Here is a 22,510-nt window from a genome sequence, read left to right as displayed (position 1 = left end):
CGGCCTGCTCATCGAGCAGTGCGTAACTGCGATAGCTCAGTACGCAGAGATCATGACGCTTCGCCGCTTTGTGGGTGCCATGCCAGTACTTCTGAAAAGGATAGCGAATCGTACTTACTTGTCAGTGCAGCAATAGCTTCGCAGTTTTCGACGGTGCGGATGCTATAGCTCTGACTTTCGTCGATTTCGACCAAGAGACACGGCTTGCCGTCATGCCTGATGAAGACAATGCCGTGGAGTGATGTCCCAACTGCAGATGCCGATCTTGGTACATCCGCTGCCAAGCCGCTCTCTTCTATGACCTGTTCAAAATTATCGGGCACTTCGTTCGAGCTGGCGGGGCGTACCCACTCTGATTTCAGTAGAAACCTGATAGACGAAAAATCGGGTATTTCGCCAGCCTGAATAAAGTCGTCGGCAGAAGGCGTGGCGTGTTGTGCGATTGAAAGGCAGTAGATCTCAAACTTGAACTCCACATCGACGTAATCCCAGGACAGGGACAGCCATTTGCCTTCCGTAGCTTGAATATAAACTTTGTTCCATGCCGGTTTGTTCTGGGAGCTGATGAACAATTTTCCAGGAGGAAGCTTCGCCAAAGTTTCGAGGTCTTGGCGCTGAGGAATGAATGTTTTCCAGTTTCTCATGGTATGGGCTTCAGATTGTCCGGGATGGGGGTGTCCTGGGGGAAGTGAATGACTTCGGGAGGCTTGGTTCCGACCGCCGGAACGTCGATTCTTGGACCACTAGTGCCACCAGTACGCACGGATACACCATTTGGTGCTGTACTTCGTCCCCGACTATCAGGTTGCCCTAGTGAGTCGCCAGTAAGATCTTTGACTGTATCGGCGAACTTGCCCGCGGGTAGCGAGGTGCCTACTGCTGCGCCACCATTCTTACCCGTAGCACGAGGCGCATCGCCAACTAGTCCAGTCGGGAGTGCCGGCGCGGCGTCGCCGGTGCCGCTGTGATCCGATTGGCTTGTGCTTGTTGGTCCTTGCTCTTGCCACTGTTGCGATGAATTATTCGCGACAGCGTTTTCGATTAGCCGCTGGAGATAGATTACGCTTACGGTTGAGTAATCCACCGCAGCCTCGAAGATCGTCTTGCTTTCGATGGTGCAGGAATTTTCGGAGCAGGTGACAGTCCTTCCATCGGGATCGATAAACTTGTAAGGATTACTTGCCCCATAAGTATAGCGATTGAAGGTTTGAGTCGCAGCGCTCTTTACTGGAGCCGGATCAACGCTGAGAAACCTCCCAACTTCGGGAGCGTAGTAGCGCTGCTGCATGTACACGAGTTCTGTATCGAAATCGTAGACATGGCCTGTATAGCTCGGTCCGTTATCTGCGTTCCCGTAAGCGACTTGGCCATAGGGCCGATAGTCGGCGTTAGCAGTGATATTGCCAGCGCCGTCGGTCTTCGCAAGGACTGTACCTTGCGGATCCGTGTAGTAGTAGGTGACCTTCTCTGATTGGGCGTTAGCCATACCCCAAAGAGAGAACAGCGCAATTGAAACTATAAGCCTATTAAGTATTCCCTTCATCAGTTGCTCCAAGTCGAACGGATATTCGTTGACGGCGGCTTCGCGATCCCTGAGCGCAACGATACGCACTATCCCTGCAAAGGCGTAGTAGTCAGCCCAGGCGGGTATGGGATATGCGCTCTGTACCGTCTCGAGAGGTATGCCTCAGTTCTTCCCAATGTTGATTAGTACTCAAGAACGGCAGTGCAGCATAGGGAGTCGCCATACTCTGCCCCCCACTGTTGGAAAACGGCGAAGACCGCCCGTACATCCAGTCGGTCACGTGGAACGGGCAGCCGTGGACGAAAAGCTGGATTCCGTACAAGGGGAGACGCGCTCTCCTTCATGATGGGCGACAAGCCCAACGAGGCCTTCGGCAAAGCCCTGTCGGACCGCCCGCCATCGTTCGTGTAAGAGCGCGCTCCTACAGGAAGGAGGCTTCGCGTCGTAACTCAGCGCAGTGGATTTTGGCCGGGAACCTGTTCACTATGATCGCCGCGGGATGAGGGTGACCTGCGGATCGATTGCGAGCGAGGGGGCTGGCATGGACACGGAACTACCGATCGACGAAGCGCTGTTCAAGGATTTCCGCGACACTTCCAGTGAAATCATTCTGGCAAGACTTGCTTCGGGAAAGCTGAATACCGATGCCGTCACGCTGGCGCGCGCGGAACTTAGCCGCCGGGGCATCCCTTTGCCGGACGAAGGCGACAGTCCAGGATTGTCGGCTCATGCCGAACTTACCCTCGAGCCTGCACCTGAGCTCGATGCAAGAAAACGAGCCGAAGCGATGGCCGATGCGGACTCTTCTATGGATGGCGAGACGGGTCAGGTGCCGCCGCCGCTTCCAGCTAGCCACGACACCCTCGGCACCGGCGTCGCGCGCAGTGGGTCCTGGCTGGTATGGCTGGGTGTGTTCGTCGTTTCTCTTATATTGCTCGCCAGCTTTGGGTTGGAGGCGCGTAACCCTGCCGACGGTGGGTTTCTGTTGGGCGCGATTTTTTTGCAGGCTCTCGCGATAACCGGCGTACTACGGGTATTCGTTTCGATACTTGGATCGTCGTCGACACTTAGCGTGCTTGTAAAAATAGGATTCGTGGCGGCGTTGCTTTTCGCGATCTTCGTGTTGACCGTCGTTTCGAGTATCGCTCGCCACGGGCTTGGGGGATAAAAGGCCGCTCAAGCCGAGGCCCCGTCTCGCCGCCGGATCGTAACGCTGACGCAGCTCATCCACGAGCGGTTCCGCTTCGGGTGTCAGCAACGCGAGCAATGTACGACTCATCCATATTCCCGTTGCGGACCCAGCCGGGCAACGACGATATTAACGACGCCAGCCGTACCCATGGTCCCAGTAGCCGTGATGGTAGTACCCGCCGCGTGGCGCGACGACCACGCAGCCGGAAAGCACGGCGGAAAGCATCAGGACACTGGCTGCGAGCATCAGCTTTTTCATAACGGGCACTCCCGGTCGAGGTAGGACCAAAAACGGCCCGTCTGGGGGTGTGTTGACCCAGGAAGACGGTGCCCGATGGCTACGATTCATAAAGCCGATAGCTTCCGTACAGGTCCGTTTTGCTTCGCCATGCCCTTGTAGGAGCCCGCTTGCGGGGAGCGAGGAAGACGGATACTCACCTCCGCGAGCCCGATCCATGGGCTGCGGATGTCACGCACATCTTCTCCGCTCCGTTGGTTTTCGCCCGCAAGCGGGCTCCTACAGGAGGGTGCCTTATGTTCCCTGGCAAAACCGTCGTAGAGTCCGCTACGGTACGTTACGTCTGGCGGAAGTCGTTCGTGGCCGGAAGTGCACGGGCAATACGGTGCCGTTGTGCGGCGCAAAACTTCAACGAAGGGGATATCCATGAAGCTACGTTCGCTCGTGCCCGCGCTGGCACTGGTCATGACATTCACGTGTGCGCCATGGTTGCGTGCCGACGAGGCGCCGATCGCGCACCGTATCGTTCGCGTCACCCTCGATGGCGCATCGGATCATGCGACTTCCGGTCGCCTTCTGGTGTTCGCCACGCTGGCCTCGACCGCCAAGGAAGGCGCTAAGGACGGTAACGTGACGGAAGTCGACATGAATCCGTTCATGCCTTCGTCGGTGTCCATCGCAGCACGCGAGATCACACGGATAACGCCGGGGGCGAGCGTTGACGTCGATGCGGATGGCGTGGCTTTTCCCGATGCGTTTTCAAAGCTTCCTGCGGGCGATTATCTGTTCCAGGCGGTGCTCGACGTCGATCGCAGCTACAACTACACGGGCCGTCAGGCCGGCGATCTCATCAGCGAAGTCGTGCCCGTGCACGTCGTTCCGGGTGGGGCCATTCCCCCGTTGAAACTGACGAAAGCGGTACCGGACAAGACCGGCCCGTGGGTGATGCCGCCATGGGTGACACAGGAGGTCCGCGATGCCGTGCCGGAAGCCCAGAAGCACGCCGCGGACGAGTCGCTGATCAGCCCGTCGCTCAGTGCGTTCTGGGGTCGGCCCGTGTCGATCCGCGCCCGCGTACTCACCCCGCCGGGCTACGACCCGAAGGCCGCGACACGCTATCCCGTCGTTTATTTCACCCATGGCTATACCGGTAACTTCAACCGGTTCGGCGTGAATATGGCGACGATCTGGGCGGCGATGGTCAAGAAGCAGATGCCGCCGATGATCTGGGTTTTCGTCGATCAGTCCGGTCCCACCGGCACGAACGAATTCGCCGATTCGGTGAACAACGGCCCCTGGGGCAAGGCGTTTACCGAAGAGCTGATTCCGACGCTGGAGAAACGTTATCGGATGGACGGCAAAGCAAGCGGGCGGTTCCTCACCGGTCACTCGTCGGGAGGCTGGGCGACGCTGTGGTTGCAGACGCGCTATCCCGCCGTGTTCGGAGGCACATGGTCGACATCGCCCGATCCGAGCGACTTTCACGATTTCACCGGCGTCGATCTGTACGCGCCGAATGCCAACATGTTCCGTCGCGCCGACGGTAGCGCCGTGCCGCTTATCCGCGATAAGGGCAAGGTCATCGCCACATTCGAAACATTCGCGAAGCTGGAACGCGTGATCGGCCCGTATGGCGGTCAGCTGGCTTCGTTCGAGTGGGTATTCTCGCCACGTGGTGCGGATGGCCGGCCCGAACCGATGTTCGACCGCGATACGGGCAACGTGAATCCCGCAGTGGTCGCTTACTGGCACGACAACTACGACATAGCGGCACGCTTGCAGAAGAACTGGCCGTCGTTGAAGAAGGATCTGGACGGCAAGATTCATCTTATCGTCGGCACGGCGGATACGTTCTATCTTGACGGTGCGGCGCACAAGTTCCAGGCGGTTCTGGACGGACTGCATGCGAAGAGCGACTTCCGCTATCTGGAAGGGAAGACGCATTTCGACCTGTATGTCGAAGGCGACGATCGCAACGCGTTGCAGAAGAAGATCGCGTGGGAGATGTATGGGGTGGCGCGTCCGAAGCAGTGAGCCGGGCGAAATCTTAACCACGAGACGTTGCCGTCGGGCTTATGATTTGCCCATCCGTTGAGTAAGGAGAGCCCGATGGCAACAAAACGAGTCCTCACGGCAGCCTTCGACGTCGGTGAGTCGATGGCGGATACGACCTTGGCGCGACGCAAGAAGCTCGCGGCCAGTCGCGCCAAGGTCATTGCAAGGCACCACGCGAGCGCGGGAGTAGAACGATCCGCGACGGTAGCCGCGGGCCGGAGCGTCGGCGTCATCGTCGCGGAAGGCGATTCGTGGTTCGACTATCCGTTGCATGACGTGTTGAGCGATCTGGAAGATTCGTACGGATACGATGTCGAGTCGGTGGCGCGTCGCGGCGATCGGGTCGAAGACATGGCGTATTCCGACGGTCAGCTGGACGATTTCACGCGGCGGATTCAGAAGGTGGTCGCACGCGGCGACGTGCCTGAGGCGATTCTGTTATCCGGTGGCGGCAACGATATTGCCGGCGACGAGTTCGCCATGCTCCTGAATCATGCTGCGTCGAGTATCAGAGGGCTGAACGAGTCGGTGGTCAGCGGTATTATCGATCAGCGCTTGTTCAACGCTTACGCCACCATTCTGGCGTCGGTGTCGAAGGTCTGCCGGGAACTTACGGGGCAGGTGATTCCGATTCTGGTCCACGGTTACGGTTATGCCGTCCCCGATGGGCGAGGATTTCTCGGTGGCTTCTGGCTGTTGCCGGGCCCGTGGCTCGAGCCGGGCTTTCGTCAGAAGGGTTACGCGAAAATGAGCGAGCGGCAGCCGCTCGTCAACGAGTTGATCGACCGGTTCAATACGATGTTGATCCAGCTCACGAAGGACGCGTCTTTCGGCCATGTGGAACACGTGGACCTGCGAAGTACGCTTAGCGATACCGATTACAAGGATATGTGGGCCAACGAACTCCATCCGACGAAGAAGGGATTCGCCGCCGTCACCGCGAAGTTCGTGGAGAAGTTGCCGTAGCGGCATGCCCTGGTGTGGATAGCTTGGAGGTCTTATGACGTGCCAGTGCTTCATTGTTCCTCGCGAGATTCTCGAACGTCTTTCGAAAGACAGAAGCCTGTCTGTCGGCGAACGGCGGACTTTCTCCAGTACGGCTGAGTTCGAGCCCCATTGGCGCAAAGTGCGTTCTCTACTTTGCACAGCGAATGCGCTGGCGGCCCGTTCGCTCTCGGCCAACGCGACCGTCGCCGCCACGCCATCGGTCACGGTCTTCGATTGTGCGAATGGAACCAGCCTGCCGGGCGCGCCGGTACTCAGCCCCGGCTCCTCCGCCGATGCAAGCGCGAAGCGCGCTTTCGTGCAGACCACGGCGGTGGCCGACTTCTACAAGAATGTTTTCGGGCGCAATTCGGTGGATGGTCTCGGGATGACCCTGCAGTCGTCCGTCCATTTTGGTGTGAAGTACGCGAATGCGTTCTGGAATGGCACGCAGATGGTCTATGGCGACGGCGACGGCAATATTTTTCTCGACTTTACGAAAAGCAACGATGTTATCTGTCACGAGCTGACTCACGGCGTGACGCAATTCAGTTCCCATTTGTCCTATACGGACGAAGCGGGCGGGTTGAACGAGAGCGTGTCGGATGTGTTCGGCTCGATGTTTCGTCAGTGGAGCGGCAAGCAAACCGTGGGACGTGCCGACTGGTTGATTGGCAGCGCGATCATGGGTCCCGGCGCCATAGCCAAAGGAATCACCTGCCTTCGCGATATGTCGGACCCCGGCGCCAAACACTGTCTCTCGCCGCAGCCCGCCCACTACTCGGCGTACAAGCCCGGCATGGACCCTCACTACAGCAGCGGTATACCGAACGTCGCCTTCTACAAGGCGGCCATGGCTATAGGTGGAAAGAGCTGGGAGAAAGCCGGTCGTATCTGGTACCAGGTATTAACCGCGTACGCGCCAAGTCCACGGATGAAGATGAAAGTCTTCGCCAACAGGACCCGGGAGCAGGCCAGGAAGCTTTTCCCGGCCGACGCGACGGTCTATAACGCGGTAGACAAGGCCTGGTTGGATGTCGGGCTCTAGCGGATGAAAATCTGATGACCGTGCTGAAAGTCGAACGCGTTGGAGGCCTGGCGGGCTTCGGGACACCTGGTTCGCGGATCGTGAGCCGGGGACAGATCGGGCTGAACGATCTGGCGGCGCACGATCGGAGAACGATCGAAGCGTTGTTCGATGCCTATAAGGAACCAAAGACGAAGGACGACGATTCGCCGGCTCGCGACACCTTCAGGTATCGCATTTCGCGCACGTTGGTCGGTAGGGAAGAAGTTATCGATGTACCCGAATGCGACGTTCCCGCTTCGTTAGTGCAGTGCGTCAAGGACGAACTGATCTGAGAATGCCTTCGTCGATGTGCCAAGCTATGGGGCGACGAAGGAGTCATTATGGAAACGCAATACATCGTTCAGGGGTTCGAAACGGGAAAGCGCGGCAAGGTCGTGGCGATGCCCGCCGTGGCTTACAAGACAGCCGAAGAGGCACGCCGCCGCGCCGAGCGCCTGGCCGAGACCTGCCTTGGCGTCATCGCCTTCGAGCAATCGGCGGACCCGGAAGCCGGGGAATGGGGCGACCCGGTCGTTCTGCTTTCGATAGGCGACGTGCCGGAGCTTTGAGTCCGATATCGCCCCACTAAAACCCATCAGGCCATCCGTGACGGAGTCCGGAATCACGTGTTTTGGCAGACGCTGTGATTTTTCCCGCGGCCGTGCGAATCATGGAGTGACAGTGGGAATCGCGATGGCCGACCGGAACCTCCAACAACGCTTTGAGAAGCAGCTGCGCGAACACCAGAAGATCGTGTTCAAGGTCGCTGGCATTTACGCGCACAACGCGGCGGATCGCGATGACCTGGCACAGGAGATCGGCACGCAGCTATGGCGTTCGTTTTCCAGCTACGACGAACGCCGCGCGAAGTTCAGTACATGGATGTACCGCATTGCGCTGAACGTCGGCATCTCGCATGTACGACGGGAGCAGGGAAACGCCGGGCGTTTCGAGTCGCTGGACGAACATCACCTCGACACTATCGACGGCGGTGAGCCGGTCGCCGAACACGACGAGCGGCTCACCGCGCTGTACGCCTTCATCGGCAAGCTCGATCCGCTCAATCGCGCGTTGATCCTGCTGTACCTGGAAGACCGCAGCTACACCGAGATCGCCGACATCCTCGGCATCAGCGAGACGAACGTGGCGACCAAGATCAGCCGCGTCAAACAGAATCTGCGCGGGCAGATGACCGCCGCAACGGGAGCGTGAGCATGGAACTCGATGACATGAAACTCGCCTGGCAGGCGCTTGACCGCCGGCTTGATCGACAGCACGCGCTGAACCTGCGGATCTTTCGCGGCGAACGCCTGGACAAGGTACAGCGCGGTCTGCGGCCGCTACGTTGGGGACTGGTTCTCCAGATCGTCTTCGGCGCCTGCATGATGTTGTTGTTCGCACCATTCTGGGTCACGCATCGCAACAGTTTTCACCTGATGCTGTGCGGCCTTCTGCTGCATGCCTATGGATTGATGTACGTGCTTTCCGCCGCACGCAACTTCTATCTGCTGGGCCGCATCGACTACGCCGCGCCGGTGATCGATATTCAGAGGCGTCTGGCGGACCTGCGCGCATGGCGGCTGAAGGAAGCACTGCTGATGGGCATCACCGGGTGCCTCATCTGGATTCCCTTCGTGCTGGTGCTGTTCAATGGACTGGGTGCCGATCTGTGGCTGAACGCGCCGTCGGTGGTGTGGTGGATGATCGCCAGCAGCACGGTCCCGCTCGTCGTGCTGTACGGTCTCGTGTGGTGGTCGCGCCGGCCGGGACACGAGCGCTTCAGGCGCGCGCTCGACAATAGTGGCGTCGGCAGCAGCATCAACAAGGTGCAGCGCATGCTCGACGATATCGCTCGCTTCGAGCAGGAGTAAATCCACAGCCATCACCTCATCCCATAGTGACCCATTACCCCACTTCATGGAGGCCTGAATGCGACTACTGTTGCTCGTATTGATTGCAACGATTGCCCAGTCGGCATCATCTATCGTGCATGCAACCGACATGCTTGTTTGCGAGCCCGTTCCCGCCACGTGGAAGCTTGGCGCCACCATGGACTTCAGGATGGGGGCTGATCCGATGTGGGGGCAAAGCATCGCCGAAGTCATTCGGCCAGGAGAGAAGGTCACCTTGTTCGTGGAATCTGGCAGGAACGGTCAGACATGGTGGAGTCACGAAGGCATTGCGCTTATCAGGGACGGCTGTTTACTCGCCTCGAAAATCGTCTCTTTCGCCGATGGGACAATTATGCGGTAGAGGTGTCATTTGAGCACTGGCAACGTATAACTGAAATCGTAAAAATGCTTTCCACCGGTGATGGTGATCAGCATCGATTCACTAAGACCCGTCAGACCGTCCGTGCCCGAATCCGGGACCACCACGACGGTCCACTCTTTCGGTGCCCCGTCCTCCATCAGCGAACGATGCACGAGGCTGAAACTTCCCTTCCCCGTTCGGTACAACTTAATGCGCAACCCTAGGGGCGACACGTGCCATAAGATGTAGCTATCGACTTCCACGGGCTCATCCATGCACGCGCTTATTTTCGACAGGTTCGGTACCGCCGACGTACTCAGATGGGATGCCGTGGCCGATCCGGTGCCCGGCCCGGGACAGGTTCTGGTCCGCATGGAGGCCGTCGGTCTCAACTTCGCCGACGTCTACCGACGTAACGGCACGTACCACCTCGCGGGGCCGGCTCCCTGGATATTGGGTTATGAAGGGGCTGGCGTTGTCGCGTCGAGCGGTGGGCCTTACCCCATCGGAACCCGGATAGGGTTTGCCGATATGCCGTTCGCCAACGCCGAACTCGTTGCCGTGGATGCCGACAAGCTCATTCCCCTTCCCGACGATATCTCGTGCGAGACGGCCGCCGCCGTGCTTCTTCAGGGGCTAACCGCGCAGTACCTGGTGACCGACAGTTTTCATCCGAAGCCGGGGCAGGTCGCGCTGGTTCACGCCGCGGCGGGTGGCGTCGGATTGCTGTTGGTTCAGATGCTGGTGGCCAAGGGCGTTCGTGTGATCGGCATCGCGTCGTCCGAGGCCAAGCGCGACGCGGCTCGCCATGCGGGCGCGGCGGTTGCGATCGGTTACGAGGGGCTCGTGGATCGCGTCGGGGAAGCGACCCATGGCGCAGGCGTCGACGTGACTTACGATTCGGTCGGCCGGACGCTGGGGGAAAGCCTCGCGGCGACCCGTACGGGCGGTACCGTCGTTTTCTACGGTATGGCGGCCGGCGATCCCGATCCGGTGGATCCGAGGCTTCTGATGGACCGTTCGCTCACGCTTACCGGTGGTGATCTGTGGAACGTGCTGACCGACGCACAGGTGCGCCGTTCGCGTGCGGACGAACTCTTTGCCCAGATCCGAAGCGGTGCGGTCGTGCCGACGATGGCCGCCAGGTTTCCACTCAGCGAAGGGGCGAAGGGGCACGTGTTCATCGAAAGCCGGTCCGCGATCGGCAAGGTGGTTATGTTCGTGCGCTGATTTGCATGATTGATTCCGGGCGCCGGGGCAGAGATTGCCTCCAGCGTCCGGATTCGCGGGTCGATTTCTCAGTTCGCCGCCCGACACTCCAGCGGGAACATCTTCGGTGCCACGTCGCCGCCGCACGACCAATGAATCACTCCGCCGCGTACATATGGCGATAGCTGAAGCACATGCCCGTGCAGCGGTGGCTTGACGAACTGGATCGACAGCACGCCGTTGGCGCCGATATCGATGCTCGCGATATTGGCATCGCCAACGAAAGGCGCAACGCCAAGATCGGCGGCCGACGCCGGCCATTGCTGATGTGCGACCACATAGTCATTGACCGCGTTGCGATAGGGGGCGCTTTCGCTCATAGCGACCGTGGTTGCGGCGCGACCGACGTATTCCTGATACGCGGGAATGGCGATGGCTGCGAGGATCGCCACATAAAAGACGACGATCAAGCCTCCGGCGATGCCCATGCCGGGTACGCGCGGAAGCACCAGGCTGACTATGTATGCGAATGGATTGCGCGCACCGAGTTTCGGCGTGCGCTGCTCGCCGAGTGCACGCAGCCATGCATGGCGCTTGTTCAACCACGGATAATCGCCGACCAGCTCGTGCAGCGACATCCAGAATCCCGGCGAGGCGGCCGCACTGTCGCTGTAGCTGGCCAGGTCGACCGAACGCCAGCGACGTTTGCCCGCAGCCAGGGCAACGAGCCCGTACTGGGCATCTTCCGGGTGGTCGCAGACGGCCAGGCCGTGACGGTCGCAGGTGTATTCGCGGGCGCGGGCATAGGCAGCGCCTAGCAGCGGCATGAACAGAGCGGGCGCGAGCACCTTGGACCAGGTCAGATGGTGTTGGCGCAGGTGTCCCAGTTCGTGTCCGATATAGAAATCGAGCGAGCCGGGACGCTCTTCCATGCTGTCGACGACGTCGGAAAGCAGGACGACGAAGTTGCGGCCGAGGAAGCGCGTGGCGAAGGCGTTGAGTACGCCATTGCCGTTCACCAGATAGGCTTCCGGCACCTCGGTCATGCTCAGTTTTTGCGTGCAGGCGACGAGCCGGTCGTACAGGTCGGGCATCTGCTGTGCCGTGATGCGAATGCCGTTGCCGCGCAGATGCGCGATCAGTGCGGAATGCGCTACGACGGAGAACAGTGCGAACAGAAGCAGGTAGAGCAACAGCATCCCGAAGGTGCCGGCCAGCAGTGCGATCCACACGATGACGGACACGACGAGCGCGATGGCGCGCAGCGTCGTCTCGTTACGATAGACGAGTTCTTTGACCACGAGTTTTCCCCTGATAGCGCTTTCCTGGCGCCAGCGGAGTTTAGGGCATGGCGCGCAGGCGCTGGAAGGGGGCTTATCCCGCAGGAACTTTCGCGGCGTCGGCGTCGGTCTCGTCGACACCGCTTTCGGTTCCGCTCGCGGCCTCATGGGCGTGGCCGCCCGGCTGCAGCACGTGATGCCCCAGCGCATGCATATCCAGCTGGTCGACGGGAATCGGCTTGTAGTTCGGGCCGAAGGCGACTTCGCCCAGTTTCCAGCCGGCGGGCGTGCGCACGGCGCCCCAGAAGCGCTTGAACGCGGACCAGTGCAGTCCGATCAGGCCGTATTCGTTGTCGATGTCGACCATGGGATCGCCGACGCCGGTCTGACGCGGCGGTTCGCCGTATAGCGAGGTGCGGAAGAGCACATCCCACACGGAGAAGACCTGGCCGAAGTTGCAGTTGTGCAGGTTCGGCCGGGTGGGATCGACAAGCATGTGATGCAGCCGATGGAATTTCGGGGCGACGAAAATGCGGTCGAACACGGGGCCGAATCCGATGCGCACGTTGGCATGCGAAAAGTTCTGCACCAGTTCGCCAAGCAGCATCAGCCATGCGAACTCGCTTGGTGCCACGCCGATAAGCAGGCCGACCACGGCAAGTACCATCGACTGCAGGAACCCATCCACCAGACTGCCGCGGTCGTTCGTCCAGCAGCTCATCTGGCGCTGGCTGTGGTGCATGCTGTGCAGCGCCCACCACCAGGGCAGCGCATGTTGCAGCCGGTGCATCCAGTAATAGACCAGGTCGTAGATGACGTAATAGACCAGGAACAGTACGAGCGGATGGTCGTTCAGCGCGGGCACCCAGCGGGTGATGCTCAGCAGCGAATCGTCACCGCCGCCGCTGTCGCCACCGCCGAAATAATTGTTGAACGGCGTGAGCACCAGGTAGGTGAACATCGGGAAGATGCCGAGCAGCATCAGCAAGGTGTACTGGTAGTCGACGCGGGTAAGGCGGCGATCGGTCCATTTCTCCGCGGGGATCAGCGTCTCCAGCGGACGGAAGACGAACGCGATGATGGATACCTGCAGGACCGAGATCAGCACGGCCTCGGAGATCTCGTTCGGGTCGCCGGCCAGGCCGTTCAGGTGCAGCAGCGTCAACAGCGGGATCACGCCATGGCTGCTTAGCCAGCCGATCATGTGGGACCACAACTCGAACATCTCAGGCACCGTTATCAGTTCGTATCGCGCCAGGGCGGGGGATCGGGCCATGGGGCAGGTCGTGGCGCGATGGGCGGCCAGAACCGGGGGATCAGGATACCGCTGGCATGGCAGGCGGGCCACTGGCGCGCCGATCGGAGGCAACGTTGAGCCCGGCGCCTTTCCTCTACCTTTCTCGCAATAAAATGCCGGTGCCGCGCCGTTCTGCAGGGGGGGGGGCGGCTGGTGGCTAGAGGGTTTTCGACATGAATACGCTATACGGATCTTCCACATAATCCGCGAACGGTCCGCAGGGTTCGAATCCGTAACTGGCGTACAGACGATGGGCCGGCAGGAAGGCTTCGGCGGAGCCGGTTTCCAGACTTAGGCATCGATAGTTGCGACGGAGGGCTTCGTCGAGAATATGTCGCATGAGAAACGCAGCGACGCCCTTGCGAAGATGTCCCGGTGTGGTACGCATCGACTTGATTTCCGCGTGGGTGGGGTCGAGCTCTTTGATGGCGCCGCAACCCATCAGCTCGTCGTCCCGCCATACCGACCAGAAGGTGATCCCGGATTTGCGCAGGGCATCGAGGTCCAGCGCGTGAATACTCTCCGGCGGCGAATGCAGTGACATGCTTTCCACGTGCGCGCTCAGGAGTACGGCAATAGCGTCGCCGGTCAGATCGTCGAGACGGATTTCCACGGAGCGCTCAGCGTCCTCGTCCCGAGAAATGCCCGGTCCCGCCGCCCACCGAAATGCTCACGCCGCCGGTCGGGTGATCGCAGTCGCCGAAACGCTGGCTGAGATTGACCGTGCCGGCCTGGTAGCTGCCACTGCCACCGCGGCTGGAACTGACCACGCCCGTACTGACGCTGCCGTGGACCTGGGGTTTGTTATAGGTGGCGTCGTCGCAGCGAGGTGTGCCGTCGGCGTACTCGTCGTCGGTCTGTATCCGGGTGCTGTGGTCGCCGTAGTAAGTGCCGGGGGCATCCTTTGCCGGCGCCGGGGCGGTACTGGCCGGCGGGGGGAAGTCGGTAGGCGGCAGCTTCAGGTTCAGCGGTTTGCCGGTGTTCTGCGCCCAGGCGCCGGTCGCGATCAGGCTGAGGGCAAGGGCGGCGAGGAAGTGCGAGGATTTCATGTTCGGCTCCGGGGACAGGTGCAACAACGCGCCGGGCGCGCCCAGGTGCACACACTTGGACGGTAACACGGGCCCGGGAGTTCCCGGGACGATGTCGGCGGGCTAAAGATTCGCGCCGTCCGGCCGATAGGGTGGCGAGAACACCGGGAGGGCATCTCATGCACCGCCAGCGGATTCGCCATACCAACCTCGACGCCCTTCTGGCCGACATGAGGGCTCAGGGTATCGAAGGCCTGGAGGAACAGGCGCTGCGCATCGGCGGCGTCGATGCCGCCGCACTGGCCCGTATGAAGGCGAAGCGCCCGATCGACTGCCTGGTGGCGCGGCGTATCGAATGGGCCTTGGGCAAACCGACGGGCTGGATGGACGTGGAACACGACCCGCTGGAAGTGCCGGGGTAGCTCGGTGGTCGGAAGAACGCGGCGGGGCTCAGCCCAAACCGGTTCGAGAGCCGACTGATATGCGCGACGGTCAGTTCGCGCTTCCCGGCCAGTATTTCCGACACGACGCCGGAGGACGAGCTCGTCACCGGGATTCCGTTGCCGCTGATGCCGTGACGTTTCGCCAGACATTAAGACAAATTCGGCGGCGTGCGTTTCATGGTCCGCGTATGCTTCGCGGAACGTCGCCACCCTACGGAAGGAATCGTCCATGCTCGATCATCTTGGCATCAACGCCACCGACCTCGACCGGAGTCGCACGTTCTATCTGCGGGCGCTGGCGCCGCTTGGCGTCGGCCTGGTCATGGAGGTCACGCCCGAACAGACGGGCTCCAGTGGGCACGTCGGTTTCGGCACCGGCCAGAAGCCGTGGTTCTGGATCGGCAACGCTCACGCACCGGGGGGTATCGGCGTGCATATCGCGTTTGCAGCGGCGTCCCGTGCGGATGTCGACGCGTTCTACCAGGCGGCCATGGCCGCTGGCGGAACGGACAACGGGCCGCCGGGTCCGCGTCCGCATTACCACGAGCACTACTACGGCGCGTTCGTGCTGGATCCGGACGGCCATAACGTCGAGGCCGTCTGTCATATGCCGGCCTGAACGAACGAAGGCCCGGATGGCGTCCGGGCCTTCGCCCGGATTACCGGCCACCGTCGTTATGCCGCCGAACGCACATCGTTCCGGAAGATCAGCGTCTGGTGGGCGCCGACACCGGCCATCGCGCCATCGCCAACGGCCATGGTCACCGAGCCCATGGCACGCGCCGCATCGCCACAGGCGAATACACCGGGCACGCAGGTTTCCCTGGTCGCATCGGCTTTGATGAAATCGCCGAGAGGGCCCGATTCGAATTCGCAGCCCAGCTGCTGCGCAAGACGGCCGGCGACTTCCGTGCGCGGAATGGCGAACAGGCCGGCGACGCGGACACGGCGTCCATCGGCCAGGTTCAGGTCGACGCCTTCCGGATGTTCGTCCAGCGAAAGCACGGCGGTTTCGTCGATCGCCGTCCCCCGTCGCGACAGTGCCGCGCGTTCCTCGTCGTCCGGTTCGAATGCGCCATTCGTATAAAACGTCGTGGGACCCCAGTCCGGAAGCATCATGGCGTGGTGCATCGAAAGGGCGCTGCTGGCGAGTACGCCGATGGGTCCCTCGCCCAGTTCGTAACCGTGGCAATACGGGCAATGAAACACGCGACGGCCCCATAACTCCCTGAGGCCGGGCACGTCGGGAAGATGATCGACGACACCGGTGGCGAGGATGATGCGGCGCGCCCGGATCGTGCTGCCCGATGCGAGCGTCACTTCGAAATCCGGCCCGACGGATCGGGCGTCCGTTACCCGGTCGTCGCGCCATGTCACGGTGGGATAAGCGAGCAGTTCCGCGCGACCTCGCGCCACGATGACGGCGGGTGGCTGGCCGTCCTGACCGAGGAATCCGTGCGAGGTGGCCGCGTAGCGGTTGCGTCGTTCGCCGCCGTCGATCACGACAACGTCGCGGCGCGCGCGACCCAGCTGCAGCCCCGCGGCAAGTCCGGCGTAGCTGCCCCCGACGATGACGACATCATGTGGCATGGTGGTTTTCCTTTTGGCACATCGCATAGCGTTGATGGAAGGTGGCGGAGAGTTCGGCGAGCGTGACTTCTTCCAGACGGCCGAGCAGGATCGCCCGCGCCGCATCGAAGGTGTCCTTCATGGCGTCGTTCACCGCGGCTTCGACGAGGCAATGCGGGTTCTCGGCGCGATGTCCGAGCGCGAAGATGGGAGGACTGCCAAGGGCCTCGTAAACGTCGCGAAGCGTGACCGAAGCAAGGTCGCGCGCGATCGTCCATCCGCCGCCGTGCCCCTTGCTGGAATGGACCAGTCCCTGCCTGCGCAAGCCAGCCATGGTGCGGCGGACAACGGCGGGATTGCTACGCATGGACTGGGCCAGGGTGTCGGAGGTGACCGGTCCGTCGTGCTCGGCCATGTGGAGAAGGACGTGCAGGACGTCGGAAAGTCGGGTGTCCTTTTTCATGTAACTTAGAATGATACGAATTGTCCGATGGGTCAAGACAGATACCCAAGGGCAACGCATCCGTACCTCTTCGGTCGGTTATTCTCATCGGCACTGGAAGGACCGGACAGAGGGCGGTCGGACAATGCTGGTAGGAATCGATCTGGGTACCACTCATTCGTTGGTAAGCGTCTGGACGGACGATGGTCCGCGGCTGATCCCCAACGCGTACGGCAAATTCCTCACGCCTTCGGTCGTGGGTATCGACGACGCCGGTATCGTGCTCGTGGGGGCGCAGGCGCAAGGACGTCTGGTGTCGCATCCGCAGTCCACCGTGGCGGCGTTCAAGCGCTATATGGGCACCGACCGCGTCACGCAGCTGGGCGATCATCGCTTTCGCAGCGAAGAGCTGTCGGCGCTGGTCCTGAAGTCGTTGCTGGCGGACGTTCGTGCCGAACTCGGCGTGGATGCGACCGAGGCCGTGATCAGCGTGCCCGCGTATTTCAGCGATGCCCAGCGCAAGGCCACGCGCAATGCCGGCGCGCTTGCCGGTATCCGGGTCGACCGGCTGGTCAACGAACCCACGGCGGCGGCACTGGCCTATGGGTTGGAACAGCGCGGCAACGAGTCGCGCTTTCTGGTGCTCGACCTGGGTGGCGGTACCTTCGACGTGTCGATCCTCGAGATATTCGACGGCGTGATGGAAGTGCATGCAACAGCTGGCGACAATTATCTGGGCGGCGAAGACTTCGTCGATGTGTTGATGCACGAGTTCTGCGCCAACCATGCACTGGATGCCGGTACGCTCGACGATGCCGATCGCGCACGTCTTCGCGACGGGATGGAACGAATCAAGCGCCGGTTGTCGCAGGGACCGGTGACCGACGCATCCGTCGAGTTGGCTCGCGCCACGTATGCTTTCAGCATCGACGAGCCGACGTTCGAGCAACGCGCGGGTTCGCTGATGGCGCGCATGCGCGCACCCATCGAGCGGGCATTGCGCGACGCGAAACTCTCCAGCGGCGATCTCGACGACATCCTGCTGGTCGGCGGTGCGTCGCGCATGCCGATGGTCAGTCGTCTCATCACGCGTATGTTCGGCCGTCTGCCGCTGCGGCACATTCATCCCGACGAGGCCATCGCCCGCGGCACGGCGGTCATGGCGGGTTTGCTGTCGCGTGCCGAGGCGCTCAGCGAAGTGGTGATGACCGATGTCTGCCCTTACACGCTGGGTATCGAGATCACGCGACGAGGGGAGGGTGGCCATCATCAGGGCGGCATGTTCGCGCCGGTCATCGAGCGCAATACCGTCGTACCCACCAGTCGCGTCGAAACATTTCATCCGGTTACCGACTATCAGGCGACGCTGAAACTGCGCGTATTCCAGGGCGAGGCACCGCGCGTGGTCAACAATGTGCTGCTCGGCGAGATCGAAGTGCCGTTGCCGCGCGCTCGCGCGCAGGACACGCCCGTCGACGTGCGTTTTACCTATGACGTCAGCGGCATCATCCAGGTGGAAGCGCTCGTGCAATCCACGCAGGAACGCCACCAGCTGGTGATCCTGCACAATCCCGGCGTTCTCGACGACGCGGAGGTCGCGCGGCGGCTGGTGCTGCTCTCGCACCTGAAGATCCATCCGCGCGAGGACCAGGTAAACGTGACGCTGATCGAGCGCGCCGAGCGACTCTACGAAGAGCGCACGGGCGAAGTACGCCGCATGCTGACCGAATGGTTGCAGGGTTTTCGCGGCGTGCTGGAAACGCAGGACCCGCTACGTATCCGTTCGGCGCAGAAGAGAATGGACGAGCTCCTGTCCAGCGTCGAAGCGGATTCGCCGGTGTGACCGGTTCGTGGTGGGACGTTCTCGGCATCGCGCCAACCGCAGACATGCGCGAGATTAAACGTGCCTACGGTACGCGGCTGAAGCAATGCCGTCCCGAGGACGATCCGCAGGGTTTCGCGCGTTTGCGCGAGGCCTACGAAGGCCTGATTGCGCGGTTCGGAACAGCGCATAGCGGGTCCACACGTGCCGTGCCCATTCGCGAACCCGCGGTTCCCACCCCGGAATACGCTTCCGGTGAAAGCGCAGAATCAATCGCATCGCCCGTGCACGCATCGCCGTACGATGTCGCGGGTTTGCTGATGGCAGAGGCGCGCAAGGACCATGTTTCGTGGGGATCCTTCGAAATATGGTTGAGCGCGCGCGACGATCTGCTACCGCTGGACTTCAAGGCGGCGGTGTCCCGCGTACTGGTTCGTCGCCTGACGGAGGAAGATATTCCGGCACGTCAGGCGGTCGAGATCTTTGCCGGTTTCTTCGACTGGGACGACTACGCCTCGCAGCGAAGATTCGAGACCGAAGGCATCGACCTGCATGGGTTGGAGACCCGGCTGGCGACGCGGAATCTGGGCGAGTGGCTGGAAAACGAGCGCACCGACGAAACCGTGCGACGCCTTGTCATGCTGCGCAGGCATACGAATGGCTGGCGCGCGCGATGGCTGGTGAAATCGAAGCGCTATCGCGACGATGGCATGGCGGCTCTGGCACGGGCTATCGGACACTACGGATATACCGCGGTCGGAAACGTGGTGGGTTCCCACACCCTCGCGTTCTGGGAGCGCGTTAGCGCAACCCGGCCGAACTGGTTGCAGGTGTGGATGCTGGCGCCGGTGATCTCCACGGCGATCGCTCTTGCGGCCCTGTTCGCAAGCGCGCGCGCGTTTGCGCCCCATCCACTGGACGGTGCACCGATCATTTTCATCATGGCGATACCGGCCATCTTGCTGCTTGCGTTCGCCGTGAACATCGGCGGCCGTCTGTGGCATCAGCAGGGAGCCGCATGGTTCGACCGGCAACGCATGGCGGTGGCAACCCGGCTGGGTGTGACGCCGCGTCATCGACCGATCCTGATCGCGATTACCCTGTTCGTGATCTCATGGGCCGGCTGGTACTGGCCAGACGGTTTCGTGTCGTGGCCGTACTACCTTCTGATTTGCATCCTGCTGGCACCTGCGGCAAGCGATCGCATACGGCTTCTGGGCTGCATGGTTCTGGGTATTCTCGCGCTTGGCGCTATGAACAGTTCGACACATAGCGCCAAACCGGCGGCGGCCATTGTGTTGGGCGTCCTGTGGACCGGCCGTTATCTGCATGGCTTTACGTGCCGATGGCGAGCGACCTCGAAGTTGAGCGAAACCGCGGTCATCCTCATTCTCGGGATCATCGTCGTTTTTGCGATGATCGCGATCGTCCGATAGTTATCACGCGACCCGTATCGGTTTGGGCGATACCCACTTTCCATTCAGGAGTTCGGGCCTGGGCAGGTAGTAACGAAGAGCCAGCATGAACGGACCTTTCGGTGCGGGTAGCCAGTTGCTCTTGCCTTCGGCGGGCGGCTCGTTCTGGATGCGCAACGTCAGTCCACCATCGGTATCGCGTTGAAGCGACGGAAGCATCGTCGAATTGATGAGATAACGATCGATGGGGTTCGCGACCAGCAACTGGTTCGGCATGTCGTACATTGTCAACGACCAGAAGGCATTTACCGGTGGCAGGCTGTCGGGTTCGAAGCGAAGCGTATAGCGCCCGCTGGCGCCATCCAGCGGATTGCCGTCCGCATCGTTTTCGTAGATCGGATACAGGGCCTCTTCGCGCGAATTCGCGCCGATACCGACCTGGCCACCGACCGCGCGCGCTACGTAGTCGCCGTCGAGAAACTCGCGTGTGCCGAACAGGCCGCTGATGTCGCTACCCACTTTGGCACGCCGTTCGACGATCGCCTTCTGTCCATCGGCGATGCCTGACAGCAGGGCATCGCGTGTGGCGGCGGGAAGGCTGTCGACATCGGGGAAGGCCGTGTCGCCGGTGACCCCGATGCGGGCGAAGCGCGCCCGTAGCGGCTCTTCGCCTTTGGGTGTCGGGCAGAAACGCAGGATGAAGTTGAGCACCGAAAAAAATCGCACCGAACGGCGCTGCTCGTCGGGCTTCAGGGGCGCGATCCAGTCGTCGTGCAATGGTGGCCTGGGCGCCGCGGTCCGGTCAATATAGTGCGACAGGGTCTGGACGTTATAACCCTGCTGGATATGTTCGACCTTTTCGAGATCGTCCGCGTTGAACAGTTGTGTCCGGCCAACGACGCTGATCAGCTGTGTTTCCGAATGAAGCACTTTGGCGATGCCGTCCGGCACGTCGCCTTTCCAGCCCGGGCTGGCGATGAGATAGTTGCCTCCGCCATTGCCCGTGCTACGCGTGCCGATATAAGCGAAGTTGTACGTGAACAGATCCATCAGTTGGAATACGAAATAACGCGACGGCTCGATCGGCGGTACGGTGATGATCACCGGCTCCGTGCGCAGATCCAGACCGAGGAACGTATATGGAGTATCGGAATTTGGAGTGACGAACGCCTTGTCCTCCGGAGTGAAAACACGCGCGATATTCAGGATGCTGTTGAAGGGCCCTTTGTATTCCGGGTTGCCCTTCAGGATGGAGAAGGCATACATCACCCGATAGAAGTCTTCCATCGGTGCGCCGTAGATATACGCGTCCCGCGCGATGTCGCGAATCTCGTCGGGGGACGCGGCGATCGATGCATTCGTCATGCCGGGAATCCTTATTTGACGGTATAGCCCTTGCCGGTGAGGCAGGACCCGTATGCCTGGTTGAACGTTGCCAGGGTCGAGGACTGCTGATTCGCCGATGCCGCATTGGAAGCGCGGCGATCCTGCCGCGCTCTCGCGCCGCCAGCCACCACGCCTGCCGCGGCGCCCACGCCCGCCCCATGGCCGGCGTTATCGTTGGCGACGCCTCCGATCACGGCACCCGCCGCGGCACCGCGTACCGCGCCACGTACGCGTTCGCCACCACCGACGGCGGCACCGGTCTGTTGAGCCGGTGCCTGGTCTGCCGTCTGCGCGCTGATACCCGTCTTGCTTTGCGCCCAGTTGCGGCAATAGGCCTCGTCGTTAGTCTGCGTCGTGCTGCTCTGGCCCTTGGCGGGGAAGGCGACGGGTTGTTGGGCGAGGGTGGCCGACGTCGCGCACAGCGCGGTGGCCAGAACAAGAATGTGCCGAATCATCTGCATGAGTGTTGTCTCCGGAACGGTTACTCGGGAAAAACCATCGTGACGACGAAGCGATAACCCCAGCCATGCGCGCCTGTATCGGTCGAGGAAATCCAGTAGCGCACGCCGCCACCGAAGCTCACCGGCAGCTTGCCGATCTTGGCGACCTTGGACACGTTGAAGTTGATCGGTACCGTGTATTCGTGGCTATGCCAGTCGTAACTGGATTCGAGGTTCACGCCATAGGTCCATGCCGTGGGCGTGTTGTAGGCAAGGAAAGGTTGCAGGAAGGTGGCGCTGAGTGGCGGCCGGTCCTTGTGACCGCCTACGCTCGCTACCGACCAGATATGGTTCATCAGGAAACCGACCGTCCAGCCGTGTTTCTGGCGAAGCACCAGCGCCGTGGGGCCGATGCCCCACTTCTTCGATCCCAGCAGATCGTTCGAGGCTGTCGGTATGAGGAACGCCGGTCCGATGCCCCAGATGGCGCCGTTGGACAACGGTTTTTTCGGCGAGAAGAACAGGCTTTGGGTGATATCGCCCGTACCCGACTGGCTGCCGCTTCCCGGGGCGATGTCCGCCTGGCTCACGACCGGAAGGATGGTGCGCGAAATCATGTTCCAGTCGCTGTTCAGCGCGATCGGAATGACGGGCTGGATGTTGAGTTGCAATTTGTGTCCGCGTTCGCCGGGACCGATGTTGCTGTCGTAGTTGAATTGCAACGGGACGCTGATCAGCGACGCGACAGGATTGGATAGCTTTTCGGCGATGCTCGCATCGTCGGGCTTTGCCTCCTGAGCGGCGGCGGTACCGGTCAGGAGGCAAAGAAGTACGAGGCTTCGCGATGATGTGTGATTTTGCATA

27 protein-coding genes are annotated in these 22,510 nt (G+C 61.3%); 14 read left to right on the top strand and 13 right to left on the bottom strand.

Features of this window, described 5'->3' with window-relative positions; genetic code table 11:
* Positions 1-50: 50 nt before the first annotated feature.
* Together AC3IR3_RS12100 and AC3IR3_RS12095 are read right to left on the bottom strand one after the other, a co-directional pair.
* The gene (locus tag AC3IR3_RS12100) at positions 51-644 is read right to left on the bottom strand and encodes a hypothetical protein (protein ID WP_489192410.1); all 594 of its coding nucleotides are present in this window, start codon (positions 642-644) and stop codon (positions 51-53) included.
* Positions 641-1,612, bottom strand: coding sequence for an RHS repeat-associated core domain-containing protein (locus AC3IR3_RS12095; protein WP_489192409.1), 972 nt, complete (start codon positions 1,610-1,612; stop codon positions 641-643). The genes AC3IR3_RS12100 and AC3IR3_RS12095 overlap by 4 nt, the downstream gene beginning before the upstream one ends.
* 454 nt (positions 1,613-2,066) lie before the next feature.
* On the opposite strand from AC3IR3_RS12095, the gene AC3IR3_RS12090 reads away from it, so the two are divergent.
* Positions 2,067-2,693 (top strand): hypothetical protein, encoded by a 627-nt coding sequence (locus tag AC3IR3_RS12090; protein WP_489192407.1) that lies wholly within the window; start codon positions 2,067-2,069, stop codon positions 2,691-2,693.
* Between the two features lie 150 nt (positions 2,694-2,843).
* Here the strand turns inward: AC3IR3_RS12090 and AC3IR3_RS12085 are convergent, their stop codons facing one another.
* Entirely contained in the window at positions 2,844-2,975 is a 132-nt protein-coding gene (locus AC3IR3_RS12085) for a hypothetical protein (protein ID WP_489192405.1), read from the bottom strand.
* 405 nt (positions 2,976-3,380) lie between these two features.
* On the opposite strand from AC3IR3_RS12085, the gene AC3IR3_RS12080 reads away from it, so the two are divergent.
* The 8 genes from AC3IR3_RS12080 (at position 3,381) to AC3IR3_RS12045 (ending at position 9,315) form a co-directional block, all read left to right on the top strand.
* Positions 3,381-4,988, top strand: a complete 1,608-nt coding sequence (locus tag AC3IR3_RS12080; RefSeq protein WP_489192403.1) for an alpha/beta hydrolase — start codon at positions 3,381-3,383, stop codon at positions 4,986-4,988.
* Positions 4,989-5,063: 75 nt separating this feature from the next.
* Positions 5,064-5,975 carry an SGNH/GDSL hydrolase family protein gene (locus AC3IR3_RS12075; RefSeq protein ID WP_489192401.1) on the top strand — a complete coding sequence of 304 codons (912 nt, stop codon included), beginning with the start codon at positions 5,064-5,066 and terminating at the stop codon, positions 5,973-5,975.
* A 160-nt stretch (positions 5,976-6,135) separates the two neighbouring features.
* Positions 6,136-7,041: a M4 family metallopeptidase gene (locus AC3IR3_RS12070; RefSeq protein ID WP_489192399.1), complete on the top strand. Its 906-nt coding sequence runs from the start codon at positions 6,136-6,138 to the stop codon at positions 7,039-7,041.
* Positions 7,042-7,055: 14 nt separating this feature from the next.
* Entirely contained in the window at positions 7,056-7,355 is a 300-nt protein-coding gene (locus AC3IR3_RS12065) for a protealysin inhibitor emfourin (RefSeq protein WP_489192397.1), read from the top strand.
* A gap of 48 nt (positions 7,356-7,403) precedes the next feature.
* Positions 7,404-7,631, top strand: a complete 228-nt coding sequence (locus AC3IR3_RS12060) for a hypothetical protein (protein ID WP_489192395.1) — start codon at positions 7,404-7,406, stop codon at positions 7,629-7,631.
* A 124-nt stretch (positions 7,632-7,755) separates the two neighbouring features.
* Positions 7,756-8,274: an RNA polymerase sigma factor gene (locus AC3IR3_RS12055; protein ID WP_489196923.1), complete on the top strand. Its 519-nt coding sequence runs from the start codon at positions 7,756-7,758 to the stop codon at positions 8,272-8,274.
* Between the two features lie 2 nt (positions 8,275-8,276).
* Positions 8,277-8,933, top strand: a complete 657-nt coding sequence (locus AC3IR3_RS12050; RefSeq protein ID WP_489192394.1) for a hypothetical protein — start codon at positions 8,277-8,279, stop codon at positions 8,931-8,933.
* Positions 8,934-8,991: 58 nt separating this feature from the next.
* Positions 8,992-9,315: a hypothetical protein gene (locus AC3IR3_RS12045; RefSeq protein WP_489192392.1), complete on the top strand. Its 324-nt coding sequence runs from the start codon at positions 8,992-8,994 to the stop codon at positions 9,313-9,315.
* A gap of 5 nt (positions 9,316-9,320) precedes the next feature.
* On the opposite strand, the gene AC3IR3_RS12040 is transcribed toward AC3IR3_RS12045, so the two are convergent.
* Complete coding sequence (locus AC3IR3_RS12040; RefSeq protein WP_489192390.1) at positions 9,321-9,578, bottom strand: DUF3224 domain-containing protein; 258 nt, start codon at positions 9,576-9,578, stop codon at positions 9,321-9,323.
* Between the two features lie 10 nt (positions 9,579-9,588).
* Between AC3IR3_RS12040 and AC3IR3_RS12035 the strand changes: the two genes are divergently transcribed.
* Positions 9,589-10,545: a quinone oxidoreductase family protein gene (locus AC3IR3_RS12035; protein ID WP_489192388.1), complete on the top strand. Its 957-nt coding sequence runs from the start codon at positions 9,589-9,591 to the stop codon at positions 10,543-10,545.
* A 68-nt stretch (positions 10,546-10,613) separates the two neighbouring features.
* On the opposite strand, the gene AC3IR3_RS12030 is transcribed toward AC3IR3_RS12035, so the two are convergent.
* From AC3IR3_RS12030 to AC3IR3_RS12015, 4 genes are all read right to left on the bottom strand, one after another.
* The gene (locus AC3IR3_RS12030; RefSeq protein ID WP_489192386.1) at positions 10,614-11,825 is read right to left on the bottom strand and encodes a pilin; all 1,212 of its coding nucleotides are present in this window, start codon (positions 11,823-11,825) and stop codon (positions 10,614-10,616) included.
* Between the two features lie 73 nt (positions 11,826-11,898).
* Positions 11,899-13,029, bottom strand: coding sequence for a sterol desaturase family protein (locus AC3IR3_RS12025; protein WP_489196922.1), 1,131 nt, complete (start codon positions 13,027-13,029; stop codon positions 11,899-11,901).
* 229 nt (positions 13,030-13,258) lie between these two features.
* Positions 13,259-13,714 (bottom strand): GNAT family N-acetyltransferase, encoded by a 456-nt coding sequence (locus AC3IR3_RS12020; RefSeq protein WP_489192385.1) that lies wholly within the window; start codon positions 13,712-13,714, stop codon positions 13,259-13,261.
* 7 nt (positions 13,715-13,721) lie between these two features.
* Entirely contained in the window at positions 13,722-14,150 is a 429-nt protein-coding gene (locus tag AC3IR3_RS12015; protein ID WP_489192383.1) for a hypothetical protein, read from the bottom strand.
* A 158-nt stretch (positions 14,151-14,308) separates the two neighbouring features.
* Between AC3IR3_RS12015 and AC3IR3_RS12010 the strand changes: the two genes are divergently transcribed.
* Together AC3IR3_RS12010 and AC3IR3_RS12005 are read left to right on the top strand one after the other, a co-directional pair.
* Positions 14,309-14,551, top strand: coding sequence for a hypothetical protein (locus AC3IR3_RS12010; RefSeq protein WP_489192382.1), 243 nt, complete (start codon positions 14,309-14,311; stop codon positions 14,549-14,551).
* A 250-nt stretch (positions 14,552-14,801) separates the two neighbouring features.
* On the top strand, positions 14,802-15,191 hold the full coding sequence (locus tag AC3IR3_RS12005) for a VOC family protein (protein ID WP_489192380.1): 390 nt from the start codon (positions 14,802-14,804) through the stop codon (positions 15,189-15,191).
* A 56-nt stretch (positions 15,192-15,247) separates the two neighbouring features.
* Here AC3IR3_RS12005 and AC3IR3_RS12000 read toward each other — a convergent pair whose 3' ends face one another.
* Both AC3IR3_RS12000 and AC3IR3_RS11995 read right to left on the bottom strand, forming a co-directional pair.
* Entirely contained in the window at positions 15,248-16,162 is a 915-nt protein-coding gene (locus tag AC3IR3_RS12000; protein ID WP_489192379.1) for an NAD(P)/FAD-dependent oxidoreductase, read from the bottom strand.
* A complete protein-coding gene (locus AC3IR3_RS11995) occupies positions 16,152-16,604 on the bottom strand; it encodes an Rrf2 family transcriptional regulator (protein WP_489192376.1) in 453 nt (150 codons plus the stop codon). Before AC3IR3_RS11995 ends, AC3IR3_RS12000 begins: the two co-directional genes overlap by 11 nt.
* A 124-nt stretch (positions 16,605-16,728) precedes the next feature.
* Between AC3IR3_RS11995 and AC3IR3_RS11990 the strand changes: the two genes are divergently transcribed.
* Entirely contained in the window at positions 16,729-18,426 is a 1,698-nt protein-coding gene (locus AC3IR3_RS11990) for an Hsp70 family protein (RefSeq protein WP_489192375.1), read from the top strand.
* Positions 18,423-19,841 carry a hypothetical protein gene (locus tag AC3IR3_RS11985; protein ID WP_489192373.1) on the top strand — a complete coding sequence of 473 codons (1,419 nt, stop codon included), beginning with the start codon at positions 18,423-18,425 and terminating at the stop codon, positions 19,839-19,841. The genes AC3IR3_RS11990 and AC3IR3_RS11985 overlap by 4 nt, the downstream gene beginning before the upstream one ends.
* A gap of 3 nt (positions 19,842-19,844) precedes the next feature.
* On the opposite strand, the gene AC3IR3_RS11980 is transcribed toward AC3IR3_RS11985, so the two are convergent.
* From AC3IR3_RS11980 to AC3IR3_RS11970, 3 genes are read right to left on the bottom strand one after another with little or no spacing between them, the layout of a single operon-like run.
* Positions 19,845-21,185, bottom strand: a complete 1,341-nt coding sequence (locus AC3IR3_RS11980) for a DUF1254 domain-containing protein (RefSeq protein ID WP_489192371.1) — start codon at positions 21,183-21,185, stop codon at positions 19,845-19,847.
* A gap of 11 nt (positions 21,186-21,196) precedes the next feature.
* Positions 21,197-21,667, bottom strand: coding sequence for a hypothetical protein (locus AC3IR3_RS11975; protein ID WP_489192370.1), 471 nt, complete (start codon positions 21,665-21,667; stop codon positions 21,197-21,199).
* Positions 21,668-21,687: 20 nt separating this feature from the next.
* Positions 21,688-22,509: a transporter gene (locus AC3IR3_RS11970; RefSeq protein WP_489192369.1), complete on the bottom strand. Its 822-nt coding sequence runs from the start codon at positions 22,507-22,509 to the stop codon at positions 21,688-21,690.
* Between the last annotated feature and the right edge of the window lies 1 nt (position 22,510).

Source organism: Luteibacter sp. GL_149 (assembly GCF_057834065.1).
Note: the sequence above shows the minus strand (reverse complement) of the source record. Positions and strands in the feature narration are given on the sequence as shown.

What these genes read in the sequence shown, in the direction of transcription:
- AC3IR3_RS12100 (WP_489192410.1), bottom strand. Translation starts at nt 644, where the DNA reads ATGAGAAACTGGAAAACATTCATTCCTCAGCGCCAAGACCTCGAAACT.
- AC3IR3_RS12090 (WP_489192407.1), top strand. Translation starts at nt 2,067, where the DNA reads ATGGACACGGAACTACCGATCGACGAAGCGCTGTTCAAGGATTTCCGC.
- AC3IR3_RS12085 (WP_489192405.1), bottom strand. Translation starts at nt 2,975, where the DNA reads ATGAAAAAGCTGATGCTCGCAGCCAGTGTCCTGATGCTTTCCGCCGTG.
- AC3IR3_RS12080 (WP_489192403.1), top strand. Translation starts at nt 3,381, where the DNA reads ATGAAGCTACGTTCGCTCGTGCCCGCGCTGGCACTGGTCATGACATTC.
- AC3IR3_RS12075 (WP_489192401.1), top strand. Translation starts at nt 5,064, where the DNA reads ATGGCAACAAAACGAGTCCTCACGGCAGCCTTCGACGTCGGTGAGTCG.
- AC3IR3_RS12065 (WP_489192397.1), top strand. Translation starts at nt 7,056, where the DNA reads ATGACCGTGCTGAAAGTCGAACGCGTTGGAGGCCTGGCGGGCTTCGGG.
- AC3IR3_RS12060 (WP_489192395.1), top strand. Translation starts at nt 7,404, where the DNA reads ATGGAAACGCAATACATCGTTCAGGGGTTCGAAACGGGAAAGCGCGGC.
- AC3IR3_RS12055 (WP_489196923.1), top strand. Translation starts at nt 7,756, where the DNA reads ATGGCCGACCGGAACCTCCAACAACGCTTTGAGAAGCAGCTGCGCGAA.
- AC3IR3_RS12050 (WP_489192394.1), top strand. Translation starts at nt 8,277, where the DNA reads ATGGAACTCGATGACATGAAACTCGCCTGGCAGGCGCTTGACCGCCGG.
- AC3IR3_RS12045 (WP_489192392.1), top strand. Translation starts at nt 8,992, where the DNA reads ATGCGACTACTGTTGCTCGTATTGATTGCAACGATTGCCCAGTCGGCA.
- AC3IR3_RS12035 (WP_489192388.1), top strand. Translation starts at nt 9,589, where the DNA reads ATGCACGCGCTTATTTTCGACAGGTTCGGTACCGCCGACGTACTCAGA.
- AC3IR3_RS12025 (WP_489196922.1), bottom strand. Translation starts at nt 13,029, where the DNA reads ATGTTCGAGTTGTGGTCCCACATGATCGGCTGGCTAAGCAGCCATGGC.
- AC3IR3_RS12015 (WP_489192383.1), bottom strand. Translation starts at nt 14,150, where the DNA reads ATGAAATCCTCGCACTTCCTCGCCGCCCTTGCCCTCAGCCTGATCGCG.
- AC3IR3_RS12010 (WP_489192382.1), top strand. Translation starts at nt 14,309, where the DNA reads ATGCACCGCCAGCGGATTCGCCATACCAACCTCGACGCCCTTCTGGCC.
- AC3IR3_RS12005 (WP_489192380.1), top strand. Translation starts at nt 14,802, where the DNA reads ATGCTCGATCATCTTGGCATCAACGCCACCGACCTCGACCGGAGTCGC.
- AC3IR3_RS12000 (WP_489192379.1), bottom strand. Translation starts at nt 16,162, where the DNA reads ATGCCACATGATGTCGTCATCGTCGGGGGCAGCTACGCCGGACTTGCC.
- AC3IR3_RS11995 (WP_489192376.1), bottom strand. Translation starts at nt 16,604, where the DNA reads ATGAAAAAGGACACCCGACTTTCCGACGTCCTGCACGTCCTTCTCCAC.
- AC3IR3_RS11990 (WP_489192375.1), top strand. Translation starts at nt 16,729, where the DNA reads ATGCTGGTAGGAATCGATCTGGGTACCACTCATTCGTTGGTAAGCGTC.
- AC3IR3_RS11980 (WP_489192371.1), bottom strand. Translation starts at nt 21,185, where the DNA reads ATGACGAATGCATCGATCGCCGCGTCCCCCGACGAGATTCGCGACATC.
- AC3IR3_RS11975 (WP_489192370.1), bottom strand. Translation starts at nt 21,667, where the DNA reads ATGCAGATGATTCGGCACATTCTTGTTCTGGCCACCGCGCTGTGCGCG.
- AC3IR3_RS11970 (WP_489192369.1), bottom strand. Translation starts at nt 22,509, where the DNA reads ATGCAAAATCACACATCATCGCGAAGCCTCGTACTTCTTTGCCTCCTG.